Source organism: Occallatibacter sp. FHG110214_02 (assembly GCF_059115385.1).
Genome location: NZ_JBZYWK010000009.1, coordinates 28,824 through 43,224, shown reverse-complemented (window position 1 = coordinate 43,224; position 14,401 = coordinate 28,824). Strand labels below are relative to the sequence as shown.

9 protein-coding genes are annotated in these 14,401 nt (G+C 55.1%); all 9 read right to left on the bottom strand.

Features of this window, described 5'->3' with window-relative positions; genetic code table 11:
- Nucleotides 1-125: 125 nt before the first annotated feature.
- Nucleotides 126-2,159, bottom strand: coding sequence for an LVIVD repeat-containing protein (locus AC5S3R_RS10130; RefSeq protein ID WP_494266916.1), 2,034 nt, complete (start codon nt 2,157-2,159; stop codon nt 126-128).
- 9 nt (nt 2,160-2,168) lie between these two features.
- Nucleotides 2,169-2,849: a DUF305 domain-containing protein gene (locus AC5S3R_RS10125; RefSeq protein WP_494266915.1), complete on the bottom strand. Its 681-nt coding sequence runs from the start codon at nt 2,847-2,849 to the stop codon at nt 2,169-2,171.
- Nucleotides 2,850-3,323: 474 nt separating this feature from the next.
- Nucleotides 3,324-3,884 carry a HEAT repeat domain-containing protein gene (locus AC5S3R_RS10120; protein WP_494266914.1) on the bottom strand — a complete coding sequence of 187 codons (561 nt, stop codon included), beginning with the start codon at nt 3,882-3,884 and terminating at the stop codon, nt 3,324-3,326.
- Nucleotides 3,885-4,224: 340 nt separating this feature from the next.
- Nucleotides 4,225-6,213 carry a hypothetical protein gene (locus tag AC5S3R_RS10115; protein WP_494266913.1) on the bottom strand — a complete coding sequence of 663 codons (1,989 nt, stop codon included), beginning with the start codon at nt 6,211-6,213 and terminating at the stop codon, nt 4,225-4,227.
- 340 nt (nt 6,214-6,553) lie between these two features.
- Nucleotides 6,554-10,045 (bottom strand): carboxypeptidase-like regulatory domain-containing protein, encoded by a 3,492-nt coding sequence (locus AC5S3R_RS10110; protein ID WP_494266912.1) that lies wholly within the window; start codon nt 10,043-10,045, stop codon nt 6,554-6,556.
- A 742-nt stretch (nt 10,046-10,787) separates the two neighbouring features.
- On the bottom strand, nt 10,788-11,009 hold the full coding sequence (locus AC5S3R_RS10105; protein ID WP_494266911.1) for a hypothetical protein: 222 nt from the start codon (nt 11,007-11,009) through the stop codon (nt 10,788-10,790).
- Nucleotides 11,006-12,313: a Gfo/Idh/MocA family protein gene (locus AC5S3R_RS10100; RefSeq protein WP_494266910.1), complete on the bottom strand. Its 1,308-nt coding sequence runs from the start codon at nt 12,311-12,313 to the stop codon at nt 11,006-11,008. Before AC5S3R_RS10100 ends, AC5S3R_RS10105 begins: the two co-directional genes overlap by 4 nt.
- Nucleotides 12,303-13,244 carry an FAD:protein FMN transferase gene (locus AC5S3R_RS10095; protein WP_494266909.1) on the bottom strand — a complete coding sequence of 314 codons (942 nt, stop codon included), beginning with the start codon at nt 13,242-13,244 and terminating at the stop codon, nt 12,303-12,305. The genes AC5S3R_RS10100 and AC5S3R_RS10095 overlap by 11 nt, the downstream gene beginning before the upstream one ends.
- A gap of 152 nt (nt 13,245-13,396) precedes the next feature.
- Entirely contained in the window at nt 13,397-14,368 is a 972-nt protein-coding gene (gene ftsY / locus AC5S3R_RS10090; RefSeq protein ID WP_494266908.1) for a signal recognition particle-docking protein FtsY, read from the bottom strand.
- Nucleotides 14,369-14,401 lie beyond the last annotated feature (33 nt).

The following is a 14,401-nucleotide window of genomic DNA, read 5'->3' as shown; positions in this document are numbered from 1 at the left end:
AAAGCGGCTTCGCTCAGGATGGCATGGCTATTTTGGAGGGAGAACGGAGTTAGGGAAGAAGGGGATTGGTATCCCACCCTTGCGACTTAATTTCTGTCGCAAGGGTGGAATACGGGGTTGTGGAATTACATGCCAGCCTTGGGAGCGGCTTCCGAGGCTTTGGGGCTTGCGAGGATCTTCGCAAGGGCCTTGAGGCGGTCGGCATCTGCGGAGGTTTTCGCAGTGGCGGCAGCCTTTTCGGCGTCCTTGGCGTCGGCTTTCAGCTTCTTCTTATTGTTGGCTTCGATGTTGGCTTTGATGGCCGCAATCTTATCCGCGCTGAGGCTGTCGCCACGGGCAAGCTGGTCGAGATACGCCTTGGCCGTGACGAAGTTTTCAGGGTACTCGATGTGCGGCTGGTTCTGGACGTTCAGCTCAGGGAGGTAGACTTGGGCGGCGGCGTCGATTTCAGCCTGCGTGAGGTATTTCGACGGGATGAGCTTGAGAACGTCGGTGCCGCGGGCGATCTCAGAGCCGTAGATGTAACCGTTGTAGTAGTAGGTGGACCACTGGCCTCCCATGGCGGGGCGGCTGTCATCGACCGGGCCGCGGTCAAAGTAGCCGATTTCGAAGGGGTGCGCGGGGTCGGTGTAGTCCATGACGGAGATGCCGCCCTGGTACCACGACTGCACTTCGATGTTGCGGCCGGGGACGGGGATCATGGAGCCGTTGTGGGCGACGCAGTTTTCCTTGTCGGTTTGCGGCGCGGGCATCTTGTAATAGGCGTCGAGCTTCAGCTTCTTGTCCGGCGTGATGGTGAAGATGGCGTCCGCGCCCCAGGCCATGGGGTCGGATTCGCGGCAGCGAGGCTGGCCGCCGCCGCCCCACTCGTCGGTGAAGAGGACGGTCTTGCCATCGTTGGAGAAGTTGGCGGAGTGCCAGAAGGCGTAGTTGGGATCGGTAACGGCGTCGATGCGTTTGGGGTGGGCAACGTCGGAGATATCGAGCAGGATGCCGTTGCCGGAGCAGGCGCCGCCGGCGAGCCCGAGCCATGAGTAAGCGGTAATGTCGTGGCAACCGCGGGTGGCGGAGGTGGTCTGCGTGCCTTCACCGTGGTTGCCGCCGTTCCAGAGGCCGTTGGCCTTGCCGGTTTCGGGGTCAGAGAAGATGCGCGGGCTGTTGATGACTTTGGCCAGCTCAGGGTGCGCGAGTGGCACCTGGATGACGACGATGGTGAAGACGGCGGAGTTGGGGTCCTTGTCGGGGTCGCCGCCGGAGCAGCCATTCAGCTCTTCGGAAGGGCGGACGCCAGCGGAGCCGGAGACATAGATGTAGACGTTGTCTTTATCCTTGGGATCGATGACGAGGGTGTGCGTGTGCGAGCCGCGGCAGGTCTGCACATCAACAATCTGCTTGGGGTTGTGAATGTCAGAGATGTCGAAGATGCGGACACCCTTGACGCGGTCTTTGCTGGCGGGTGGCTGGCGCATGCGGAAGGCCATCATCGCGGCACGGTCTTTTTCTGCGTCGCCGGTGGGCGTGGGCGGCGCGGGGGCCGCTTCACCTGCGGGAACGGGGAAGCCCTGCGTGCCGCAGTCCATGCGGCCGTTGGCGGCTTCGACGGACATGAACATGAGGTTCTTGTAGACGGAGACGTCGCCCTGTCCGCCGGGGCAGACGATGGAGGTTACGAGCGACATGTGCGCCGGGTCGGAGATGTCGTAGATGTTGATGCCGTTGTAATTGCCGTTAAAGAGGTACTTGGAGTTGAAGGCGAGGTCGGAGTTGGTTCCGCCGTAGTTGGCGCGGGGGCCGCTGGGCGGGCCTTGCGGACCGCGCTGGCGCGGAGCATCGGGATCGACAGGCGGCGGCGGAGGCGTGGCGTCCACGGCCTTGATGGAGTCGATGTCAGGCGCGAATCCAGCGGGCTTTGGCGTGGTGAGCACAAGCTGCATGCCGGAGATGGCGGAGGCTGCATCGTAGAGCCCACCCTTCAGGCCAACGCGCGGGTCGCTGGAGTCAGAGCGCGGGTTGACGAAGACCGAGGGCGGCTTGACGGCTTTGACTTCCGAGTGTGTGGCGGGAGTCTGAGCGGTCAGTGCCTGCGTGGCACAAAGACCGGCTGCGAATGCGAAGACGGCAGCCTTGCGTGTGGCGAAAAGGGAAGTGAGGCAGTTCATTGTCTCTCCTTAATTCATGTGAGCGAGCATGTGGCGCATGATGTCGATTTCTGCTTGCTGCGTGTTGTCAACGTCGTTGGCGAAGTCAAAGAGGTAGGGGTCCTGTCCCGCGCCGGGATTGGCGAAGAGGTCCTTAACCATCTGGAGCGCGCCGGTGTGGTGCTGAATCATTCCGGTGAGAAAGAGGTGGTCAAACTCGGGGCCCGTAGATTTACGTAGTGCGTTCATCTGCGCTTCGGTAAGCATGCCGGGCATCATGGGCATGTCCATCTTCATGTTGCCCATGTCCATGCCGGCCATGGGGTCGATGGGAAGGCCGCGCTCGGTGAGCCACGCTTTCATCCAGCGCATCTCGTCGGTTTGCGAGACATCGATTTTGTGGCCCAGCTCCTGGACGGCGGGGTCTTTGGTGCGGGTCTTCAGCAGCTCGGTCATTTCGACGGCCTGATTGTGGTGCATAATCATGCCCTGCATAAAATCGACGTCGGCTTTGGAGGGAGGCTTGAGGGCTTCGCCAGCGTTGGCGGCCTTGGTGGTGAGGGATTTGTTGGCGGTTCCGGGAGCTCCGGGCTGAACGATTGCGGGAGCTTGCTGCGGCGCGGACTGCTGTGCGGGCGCAACGCCTGCACAGAGCGCCATGGATGCGGCGAATGCGGAGAGGACTATGGGAGACAACTTTTCTCGATTCATGACTCTAACGTGATGCAAGCATGCATGAGCGCCCGGATTCCGGACGGTTGGGGGGATTGGATTGGCCGGGCGGACTTGCTGCGGGCCTGGGAAAGGTCGTTCTGGAACAGAAACAGCAGCAGACGGGGGATTTAGAACGTGAGTGCTAAATGTGTTGGGAATCAATATATATCCGGCAGGTCTGGAGTGCAATATAGGAACGCATAAGGATTTTTGGAAAGTTATGGGTGGCTGGGGTAGAAAATTTGCCTGCGGGATGAAATTTCTAAGAGGTTTTTATATACGCGATAACTTCCGCGCTCACAATCGGACATTCCGACGGACCCAGGGCCGCATCCCTCCATGCTGCTTATCAATGATGAGGGCTACCTGAGCAAGTAACGATTCGCTAATATGCGAGCGTCAAGCTGTCCCATCTGTCTATGCGGCTCGATGTCTGGCACAGCAAGGCGCAGTCAATCTGTAAGCAGTGACTTAATATGTATTCTTTTGGACGCTTTTGGGCATGTCAAGAAGAAGAAGATCACTAGCGCGTTTTCGAACCAGTTGGGATGAATCGTTAAGTGCCTTTTTTAGGTAGGGTTGTGTTTCCGCTGGAGATATTGCATACATTGATGCAAGCGCCTGTGCTCGCGTTACTTCCCATTGGTCGGAAGTAAGTCCTTGTTCAAGGGCAATAAAAGCAGAAGTAGTCCCGATTGCCGAAAGAAATTTAACAGCCAACAACTGCCTAATACCACCTTTCTTCGTCGTCAGATAATCCCGCAATGGTGGAACTGCTAGATCTCCAAAAGATTTGACCGTTGCCATTTCGTCTGCGGTTGGTGGTTTCCATGAAATTACTTGGATGCCATTCATGCTTGAAAAGCATCGTGAAAAGGATTCTGTCATAACTCGCTGTACATTTATGGTGGCAATATTCGATTGCTGGTCGGATGTCTGGGGGCAAGCGTAAATAGGAGAAAATTCTTCCAGATACATTACGAAGCAGACGCACATAATGAACAATAAGATTGCAATGCTTCTTATTTTCATTGCACATTTCCTTCTGTGTAGGTCTTGTTTTGCGAGGCGGGATTACCTTGGATGATTAGTTGAATACCATCCGTACACATCTTTGAAGTAGTGTTTGTACTAATTGAGTAGTAAGTCCCATTTATAGTAACTCTAAATTGTTGCGAGTCCCCAGCAGCACAAAAATGTCCTGAAATGCCATAACAAGCTCCGAATGGTACATCATCAAAGCTTCCATCTGACCGGGTGGTTGTCGGTGTGGAGTATGCATCATGCCAAGTCCCTTGAATGTTTTCGCCGGGAGCCATTCCTGAATGATTGATCCTGCTTCCATTTGAGTCCGCAATATAATACGACACATCTAAGTACTTTCCAGTTCCTCCTGCCTGCGTACACTCAGATGGTTGTGAAACAACTGTCTCCGACGGACTGAAAAAGTATTTCGGAGGAAGCACTTGCACTGATTTTGACTGAGAAGCATCGCATCTGAGCCGTTTGGAATTGCCTCAACCTGTAAAGAGGTCGCGTTTACGCCCGATGCTTGTACATTGAGAATATTCTCGGTAGTTGATCCTTGGGCTGTAAACGGACCCAATTCAGTCCATTGCCATGTCAGGCTTGTCCAAGCGCCATTCGCTGTTCCATAGCATAGTTGTGGAGCTTCATTATTGACACAGGACTCAGGATTCCCTGCGCTATATGAAGCACTTTGTGTTAGAGAGACAGTGGAAGGGCCGGTAATTGATCCCCCAAGCCCACAAAAAATAACATACCCCGCGCACTGAAAGCTGGAAATTACACCTGTGTGGTTATTTACGTGTTGAACACGTCCTTTCACTTTTCCACTTTCGTTCGTGTACCAACTAATTTCTCCCTCTTCCAAACCATATTCAAATAGTTTGTTAAAGTCGTCCCGGATTTCTGAATCTGCAGTTTCTTTAGGGGAAATCTGTGTAGTTTCGTGTGGTTTTAATGTAATGATTTTTTGCCATAAATCCTTACGGTTACTAATCTTTAAGTTAACTGGTTGCTTCTCATCTGTTTGATTATAAAGTAGTAATACATCCTCGTTACCGGTTGTCATGCTCCACGGGTGCATGCCAGCGTTTCGATCATCATTGAAATCTTTGCCAGTGAAAATTATCGGGCTTGAATTAGAGTCGCTATCAGACCAGATTTGTACTTGGACGTCTGATGGATTCCCGTCTGCTTCTACCACGATAGAGTTTAGAGAGGCGTGGGCGTTTACAGCGAGCGTAGAAATATCTGAAGTTATTACTGCATGAGGGCTGACTTCAAATGTAGCAATGGAATTGTAACTTGATATACCTTCATAGGTTTGTCCAAGATGTATTGTGATTTTCCGGGTGTCCGACGAGAAGTTTTGTACGGACACTTTTGGGTGATAGCTAGCACCTTCTAGGCCCTTGATCGGGCCAATTGGTACACCTGGATATACGACCTGAGAAGAAAGCGCATCGTCTGGATCATGAAATGAAACGGAGGTAAAGCTTTGTGTTCCGCTCACTAATGTCGGAGAAATACCGAATGCTTGAATTTCTGCGCGAGGGTCTGAAGAACTGACCAAAATTCCCATTGCCTCTGCATGGCCGAGTTCAGTTTCTTTGAAGCTGAAAATATCAGAAGTGTTCGCAGAAGGGGGTTCACGATCACATGGTCGAAGGACGAGTACTTCGTGGGAATTAATATGCAACGTCAATTGAACAACTTTGTTTGATTCTCTCACGCATTGCACATTCACATCAACGGGTTGCTCTGATGTGCTACTGACTGCGATGATTGGACTTGCAATTGCTTTCACAGCCAGCCCACGCAACTGATGAGATTGGCTCATTGTTGGCATTAGCAATTCTTCATCAAGATTTACTGAAGATGAATTATCGTGCTGCGTGATTATAAGTTCGCCGACCAGTGTTGAACCATTCACATTATCGTCAAACAGTTCTAAGCTTCCCCGAATATTGTCGATATGGACTGAAGTAAGCAATGAGCGGATAGGGACTTCTGACTTATCATGGCCAGCCACAGTAACTGTTTTATCCGCTAAAATATGCCCCTCATCACTTAGCAAGAGGATTCTCCCGTTTGCGGGAGGGTTGCCTTCATTCACTATGTAAAGAGTGCTTGAGAATTTTGAGTTTTCGAGAAAAAGTGGCGCTATGCTTGGCATATTCACCATTGCTTGTGCGCCTTCTTGCATGCGAGTCTGCCTGACTAAGGATCGTTGGGCCACACCATGAGACTGCGCAATCACTTTATACCTGCCAAACGATAATGTGAAAATAAGCGCAAAACACACAAGTGAAGTTGTAAGTGCTTTATGTGTCACAGGAGTCTCCTGCGAATGTGCATATGCATGCGAAGTCCATCACGTCGCTGTATCGCATCACACAAATTCATTAAGTAAATCGAAGCGAGGAAGAGCCCGAGAAACTTGGCAATTAGAAACTGCCTGCTTTCAGAGGGAGCATTTACAGGCGGGAGAATGCTGGCATAATTACACAACTGTGCCAATATGAATTTATAATCACAGTCGAGTGTCCCCGCACCCGTGCCTTCTGATGGTGATATCTCTCCTATTTATTTGTCTCATCGAAAGTAGATCTTAAGTATCTAATTCGAGCGCCGCAGGCCCTGTTACAGGACCTGCGGCGCTCGCTTTTTCCCTGCTAGAACTGCAGCTTCAACGACATCTGAATCTGGCGCGGGAAGTTCTGCTGCGTTGAGCCAATCGTTCCGTAACCTGACCAGGAACCAGGCTGGTTGTCGCTGGTTACGCTGGTGTTGCGTGACAATTCCTGGTCGGGCGACCCGGTATTGGGGCCTCCGAAGATTGGCGTGTTGGTAAGGTTAAACGCCTCTGCCTTGAACTGCAGCGTCGTTCCCTCACGAATGGCGAACTTCTTTTCAAAGCCGAGAGCTGTTTGCTGTGCCCACGGATTGCGAATGACGGTTGTATTCGGCAAGCGCGTTGTTGCCGTGTACTCGGCGAATGTGGAGAAGCAGCTACTGTTGGAGTTGTTCAGGTAGCTCTTCCAGCTTTTCTGTTGCGGAAGGATGTTGTAATTTCCGCAGTTGTAGTTGTAGCCGTTCGGGTAGCCGACAGGTGTGCCGCCATCGTTCTGGAAGGTCCACTCCATCTGCCAGTCATTGATGAGCTGTCCGACAAATCCGTGTGCATTGGTAAAGACTGCCCCACCGTTGCCAATCGGAAGCCCCCACAGACCGCTGAACGCCAGATCCCACGGACGGTCGCCACCATCCACGGTATAGTACGGTTTGTCGTCAACAAGGCTTGCGCCGTTGTTGTTGAGAAGCCCCGTCGCGGACATCAGCTTCGACCACGTAAACGAAGTCAGGAAGCTAAGCCCCTTGGAGAGCACTCCTGTGCCGGAGAACCGCTTTTCCAGCTTGGCCAGCAGTGCGTTGTAGTTACTGTATCCGCCCGGATACGTGTAGTCGTAAATGTTGCCGTCAAAGGCCGGGTACGGAACCTTGAGATAGCGTGCCTGGATTGTGGGGTTCTGTCCCAGCGATACATTCGTGGGCAAAACTCCATAGAAGGGATTGGCAACCTGCTGGTCCAGGTAATTCGGGTCAGCATGTCCCTGTGCAAAGTCCGCCGCGCTGATGCCGTTCAACTGCTTCGATGCGCGGAGGTTGTTTGTGTGCGAGCCGAGGTAAGCAATCTCTCCAATCATCTGGAACGGGAACGATTGCTGAATGCCGAAGGTCCACTGCTGCACGTGAACAATCTTTCGGTCGCGCAAGTCGATGCCGAAGCCGGTTCCGACCAGCGCCAGCGCGCCCTGCGAACTACCCGGAGGCGTAATGTATCCATTCGGGTAAGGATTGCCGCTGTTGAACGCGTTCGACGGATGCAGGTTGCCATCCGGCGAATCGTTATAGCCCGTTGACTGGTTCCACGCCGAAGCGCCGCCCAGTTCAATGCCGAAGGCCTTGTTCAACACCCAGCCGCCGTGGATGACGGTTGTTTTTCCCAATCCAAGCGAAGCGCCAATCTTCGGCTGCCACAGCTCGGTGTTGTTGGGATAAGCAGGCTGGCTGCCGCTGGCATAAAGCACTGTGCCATACAGCGGCGCAAGCGACGGAATGCTGCTTGAAATGGGATTCACGCAGGTCAGGCACATTCCGGCCAGCAGGCGGTTATGCCGCTCGATGGGAGAAAACTCTTCGTCCCAGCGAATGCCGGCGTTGATGGTCAGGTTGTGGCGCAGCTTCCAGTCATCCTGCACAAAGCCGCCCGCGTACCTGTACGTTTCATACGGAGCGATGTTGTAATCCACGCTGCCGGCGTCGGGATAACCGAGCAGCAGGTTGGCAACAATGGAGCCGTCCTTGTTCTGCTGGAAGGGGTTCTGTTGCGTGAAGTCCGTTCCGAAGCCAAAGTAGCCATTCGGACGGCCAATGCCGGACGGCACATCATGGTAGAGCGAAAACTCTCCGCCATAATGCAGGCTGTGCCTGCCCAGAATCTGCGTGATGGACGGCCCGACGTCGTATGTCTCAAAGACATTCGGATTGACCTGGTTTCCGATGATGTTAGGCATGTTATCGCCAAGGTCAATTTCCGGAGCATAGCTCTTGTTCGTCGTCGGTATCTGCGGCATGGTCAGGCCAAGGTCCGATGCGGAAAGATCGCTAAGTCCCGCAGACACCGCTCCATTCGGATCGGCATAGTAGTAGCGGTTAAACGAAACACGAACGTCCGCGATGAGAGACGGATTGAACGTGTGCGTCAGGTCCAGCACCTGCGTCAGGCTGGAGCGGTAGTTGTTGATGTCGCCCATGATTGCCGGGCCAACCAGGCCGTTACCGTTCCGGTATTCGTGGCCAGACCACCATGCAAAGATGCCATACAGCTTGGTTGCGTCGGTGAAGTTGTAGTCCACGCGTGCAATCGGCATGTTGTAGTGGTAGCGGTCCTTGCCGTTGAAGACATAGTTGTTGATGTATCCAGCGCGGTTCGGCGCGGGAAACTGCTTCATGATGGCAAGTCCAATCGGACTGATGCGGTTTGCCGGAATAATGTTTCCGGCAAACTGCTGGCGTCCGTAGGTCGCGCAGCCTGAGTCGCCTTCCTCTACGCAGGTGGTCGTAAGCGGGTCATAGATTCCTCCCGTACGGCTTGTTCCTGCAAGATATTGCGACAGGTCCACTGCGCCGGTGCTGTCGGGATACTGGTCGGCAGTCGGCACGGTGGTTACAACGCCTGCAGGAAGCACCTGGCGGTAGCCTTCGTAGCTGAAGAAGAAGAAGCCATTGTGCTTCAGGAACGGGCCGCCGACTGTTCCGCCAAACTGGTGTTCATTGTGAAACGGCTTGGCTTCATTCTGCTGGTTGAGCTGGAAGGTGTTGGCATCCAGCACCGAGTTGCGCCAGAAATCATAGAGCGTTCCATGAAAGTGAGGCGTTCCGTTTTTGAGAATGATGTTGACCGCACCGCCGCCTACGCGCCCATACTGCGAGTCGAAGGTGATGGTCATAATCTTGAACTCAGAAACGGCATCAATGCTCGGTGAGATGTTCCATGTGCCCGCCGGACCGCCTCCCTGTACGGAGATCGGCGCACCGTTCAGCAGGAACTGGTTGGTAGTTCCGGGCTGTCCGGTAATGGAGTAGGCATTCGAGGTATCCCAGCCGCGGGTGCCGGAGTAGCCTCCGGGGCCGAACTGGGTCTGTGTAAAGCGCACACCGGGTGTAAGGCCCAGCAGCATGTATACCTGCCGTCCATTGAGCGGAAGGTTCTGGATTTTGTCGGGGTCGATGACTGTGCCGCCGGAAGCATCAGCCGTGCTGAGCTCCAGCGTGTTTTCATCCACGGAGATGGTTTGCGCAACGTCTCCAACTGGAAGCGAGAACGCCTGCGTGATTTTTGCGCTGACATCCACAATGACGCCTGCGTGGATGACGGTTTTGAAGCCGGCTGACTCGGCCTGGATGGAGTAGGTTCCCGGTTGTACGTAGGGAATGTAGAAGTTGCCGCTGCTGTCTGTCTTACTGTTGTACGTCTGTTCAGGACTGGTTACGGTGATGGTTGCGTTGACAATGGCACGCTTGGATGAATCTGTCACCTGTCCGGTGATGGTGCCGCGGTACTCCTGGGCGTAGGCTGGGGAAAAGAAAAAGAGCAGTGACAAAGCGGCAACAATCCAATAGATGTCTTTACGAAAGTTGTTCGTGTTGTGCCGCGTTGTTGAGGTTGGATTGGCACTAATTGCGGTAGTCCAGGGTCCTCTCACATTTCTCATTAACAGCCTCCATGAAAAACCTTTCCGTTTGCGCGCATAAACTGTGGAATTTGCATGCGTGCATGGCTTAATTTGCGGAGATGGAATCGTTTCCATACCAAATGGAAACGATTCCACACGCGCTTGAAATTCTGGTTGCATGGCCAGACAACTGTCAAGCGTTTTGGGAGACTTTTTAGCCTTTCTAGTCCTTTAGTTTTAGATCTTTTTGGTTCTATTTATACGGGCCAATAGGTCTTATTTAAGCGCTTGGGTGTCTGTACTGCTGTTCGTCCGTTTTTCGCATGCCGCAAAATGCGATTGCCACGAAAATAAATCCCGAATCTGTGGATAACTTTTGCGCTCATTTAACCCCATTTATGCCACACTAAAAATGAACAAGAAAACGGCCCGATTCCCAGGGAATCGGGCCGTTCTGTTTTTCCGCTGACTCGCTAATTCTAAAGAAAGGAGAACCCGATGCACGCAACAGTAGGCACAACCAACTTGTCCCTTGTCCCTGCCTTCTGCACAGTTCCACAGTTCACAAATAAAGATTCTGCACAGTCCCTGTGCAATCCCCCGCAACTCAAACAAAACAAAAGTACTGGGAAAGCACCCCGCTGTGCGCATACACACAGCGGCATAAAGATTAAGCCGTCCTTCTACCCAGCAGGCTGAAGACGACGAAGGCAAGCAGGCGCAGCACTGCGAGAACGATGTAGAGGGCAAGCCCAATCGCAAGCGTGATGTGCAGCGTCGTGTACAGTTCGCTCCATTGCGTGTGGAAGGTGGCGATGGACCACACGTTGGTGGCGAAGGCCACGACGGCGCAGAAGACGAAGATAGCAATCTCTTTTGCGATGCGGCTCATATGCGGAATCCTTCCGGCCAGGTGACTTCGCGGCCCTGCTCCATGGCGGTTTGACCCATGATGACGGCGACTCCGGCGTGGCAGGCCTGCTCCATCATGAGCGGGATGGGCTTGTTCTGGCGGATGGCGCTGGCAAAGGCTGCAAGAGCCAGCGAAGTGCCGTCATCCGCGAGCTTGCCGGGAAAGAGCAGCGTGCCCTTGGAGTCTTTCTTGAGGTCGGGAGCCCAGCTTGCGCCGCCAATGGGAATGGTGTCGAAGAGGTTGTGCTCGATCTGGTTAATGAGCTGCACAATGCCGGGAGCCGGCGGCGGATTTTCCGCGTAGATTTTGCCGGTTTCCGCCTCGATGGTTCCCTTGGGCCCCATCACTTGCACTTCCATTCCATAGAAAGCATTGCTGATGAGCGAGTCGTAAACAAGGTGTGTGCCGTTGGGATAGCGATAGACAACATTAACGGTGTCGTAGAGCTGGCGGCCATCTTTCCAGTAGTTGATGGCTCCAAAGCCGGTAACGCTCAGCGGATGCGTGTTGAGGAACCAGTTAGCAACCTGGATGTGATGCGAGGCCAGCTCCGCCATGAGCCCAAGCGAGTAAGGCCGGTACATGCGCCAGTTGATGCGGTGTTCCAGGGCATAGCCAGGGTCAGGTGAGGGGACGGGACGGCGCCAGTTGCCGTTGCGATGCCAGTAGGCGCGGATTTGCGTAACCTGCCCGATAGCGTTGGCCTGGATCAGTTCATAAGCTCGAAGGAAGACCGGCGAGTACAGGCGCTGGTGGCCAATCTGGAAGACCTTGCTGCTGCCGCGATAAGCATCGGCGATGGCCTGGCACTCCTCGATGGTGTAGGCCATGGTCTTTTCGAGATAGACATGCTTGTGCGCGGAGAAGGCGTCGAGGCAGAGGCGCGCATGGAGATAGAGCGGGATCGCGAGCACGACGCCGTCGATGCTGGGGTCGTTCAGGACGTCGTGATAGTTGGCATATCCCTTGGCGCTGGGGACTTTCGCGAGTGCTTTTTGCAGATGCGGCGGGTAGTCGTCACAGAGGGCGGCGATTTCTACGCCCGGCGTGCGGAGCAGCTCTTCGAGGTGAAGATTGCCGCGGTCTCCGATGCCGATGATGGCGAGGCGCACGCGGTCGGAAGGGGCTTCTCCGGAAGGCTGCGCGGAGAGCGGCTGCCACCATGGCAGGTCGGTCAGAATGGCGGAGGCGCTGACGGCGGTGGCGAGCTGCTTGAGGAATTCGCGGCGGCCAGAGCGGGGCGTGGTGGCGGAGAGAGAGAGTTCGGGGTTGTTAGATTCCATGGGGCCTGTTTGTGATTAGGTGTGTGGTTGGGGTTTCGTTGTTGTAGACGATCTCGATGGCGGATTGGACGAGGGGAAAACTGGCTAGGATGCTTTCGCGATCTTCGACTGGCGTAACGGTCAGGGCTGTCGATAGGACTTCCGCTTCGGTAGCGGACGACGTGGCTACGGATAGAGTCCGCATGCCGGGGATGGGGCGCGCGGTCTTTGGATGGATGGTGAGTGTCTGATGCTGGTTGGCGGGAGTAGCTCCGGAAGTAGAGAGCGAGGCGTCTTTGAGGCTGAAGGTGTGCAGCGTTTCGGCAGGGTTGAAGATGTTGGGGATGCCGATGGGCCATGAGGGGCCGTGGGGATGCGTGCCGAGGACGGTGATGGAGCTTTCGCCGAAGCTTAGGAAGGCTTGTTGTACACCAGCTTCGCGGAAGGTTTGTGCGATCTGGTCGAGGGCGTAACCTTTGCCGATGGCTCCTAGATCGAGGGTGAGCCTTGGGGCGCGGAACTGGATGGTGCGGTCTTCTTCGTTGAAGGCTAGCTTGTCGAGGCCGGTTTGCGGGAGGACTCCGGCTAGTTGTTCTTCGGTGGGCTCAAGGTTGCGTTTCTGGGCGTTGTGCCAGAGGTTCTGCAGCGGGCGCAGGGTGATGTCGAATGCGCCGTTGGTCTGCTGCCAGTATCGGCGGCAGAGCTGGAAGATTTGCCAGAGTTCATCCGGTGGGGTGACGGGACGCTCTGCGGCGTATTCGTTGATTTCCGTCAGCGGGCCGCCGGGCTGGAAGCGGCTCATCAGGGATTCGAGCTGATGAAGCTGCCACTCAGTGGATTGGAAGAGGGATTCGGCTTGAGAGGGCTCCACGCCGATGAGCACCATGGAGAATCGGGTGTTCATGGCGAAGCAGGTGTGGTGGTGGAGGGAGGGCGTGAGGGTTGCGGTCACGTTATACCTCCTTCCACGGAGAAATTTACGGATACTGAAAGATACTATGCGATGGGTTTACGGCTCAAATTTGGCGTTTGGGTTTTTGTAGCTTCCCATCCTTGCGACAGAAAGAAGTCGCAAGGATGGGGCACGGCAATGCGTGACAGAAGCTAGCCTAAAAGCGAGTCCACGAAGGCTTCCGGGCTGAATTCGAGCAGGTCGGTCATCTTCTCGCCTACGCCTACGAAGCGGACGGGGAGGCTTAGCTCGCGGGCGATGGCTACGGCGATGCCGCCTTTGGCGGTGCCGTCGAGCTTGGTGAGGACGATGCCGGTGACACCCGCGGCCTGCGTGAACTGGCGGGCCTGCTGCAGGCCGTTCTGCCCAGTAGTGGCGTCCATTACAAGCAAAACTTCATGTGGCGCTTCAGGTATCAGGCGGGCGGCGGTGCGGCGCATTTTGTCCAGCTCGTCCATTAGGCCGGTTTTGGTGTGGAGACGGCCAGCGGTGTCCACGTAGAGGTCGGCAATGTTGCGCGCTTTGGCTGCGCTGGCTGCGTCGTAGAGGACGGCGGCGGGGTCGCCGCCTTGTTTCGTCTTGATGATTTCCACACCAGAACGGGTGGCCCATACTTCGAGCTGTTCGATGGCGGCGGCGCGGAAGGTATCTGCGGCGCAGAGGAGCGCGGTGCGGTTCTGCGATTGCGACCACGCGGCCAGCTTGCCGCTGGTGGTGGTCTTGCCGGCTCCGTTGACGCCTACCAGGAAGGTGACCTTGGGCGGCGCGGTGGGGGTCGGAATGGGCTTGACGGGCGCTTCCAGGATGCCGCGAATCTGCTCCTTGAGAAGCGAGCGGAGCTCTTCGCCACCGTCGATGGCCTGGCGCTTGGCGCGGTCGCGGAGGTTGTCGAGGATATCGGTCGTTGTCTGCACGCCAAGGTCGCTGGAGAGCAGCGCCATTTCCAAATCTTCGAGGACGGATTCGTCCACGGTGCGGGTGATGGCGACGATGCCTTCGATTTTGGAGCCCAGCGACTCGCGGGTGCGGGTGACGGCATCGCGCATCCGGTTGAAAAAGCCGGATTTCTCTTCAGGCTCCGGCTCGGGTTCGTTGAGGCTTCCAAAAAGGCTGATTAAAGACATGGCGGCTCTGGTTCAAGTTTAGAGCATGGGATG

Bases quoted from the DNA above. Each gene is read 5' to 3' on its own strand.
- AC5S3R_RS10130 (WP_494266916.1), bottom strand. From the start codon at position 2,159: ATGAACTGCCTCACTTCCCTTTTCGCCACACGCAAGGCTGCCGTCTTC.
- AC5S3R_RS10100 (WP_494266910.1), bottom strand. From the start codon at position 12,313: ATGGAATCTAACAACCCCGAACTCTCTCTCTCCGCCACCACGCCCCGC.
- AC5S3R_RS10105 (WP_494266911.1), bottom strand. From the start codon at position 11,009: ATGAGCCGCATCGCAAAAGAGATTGCTATCTTCGTCTTCTGCGCCGTC.
- ftsY (WP_494266908.1), bottom strand. From the start codon at position 14,368: ATGTCTTTAATCAGCCTTTTTGGAAGCCTCAACGAACCCGAGCCGGAG.
- AC5S3R_RS10125 (WP_494266915.1), bottom strand. From the start codon at position 2,849: ATGAATCGAGAAAAGTTGTCTCCCATAGTCCTCTCCGCATTCGCCGCA.
- AC5S3R_RS10120 (WP_494266914.1), bottom strand. From the start codon at position 3,884: ATGAAAATAAGAAGCATTGCAATCTTATTGTTCATTATGTGCGTCTGC.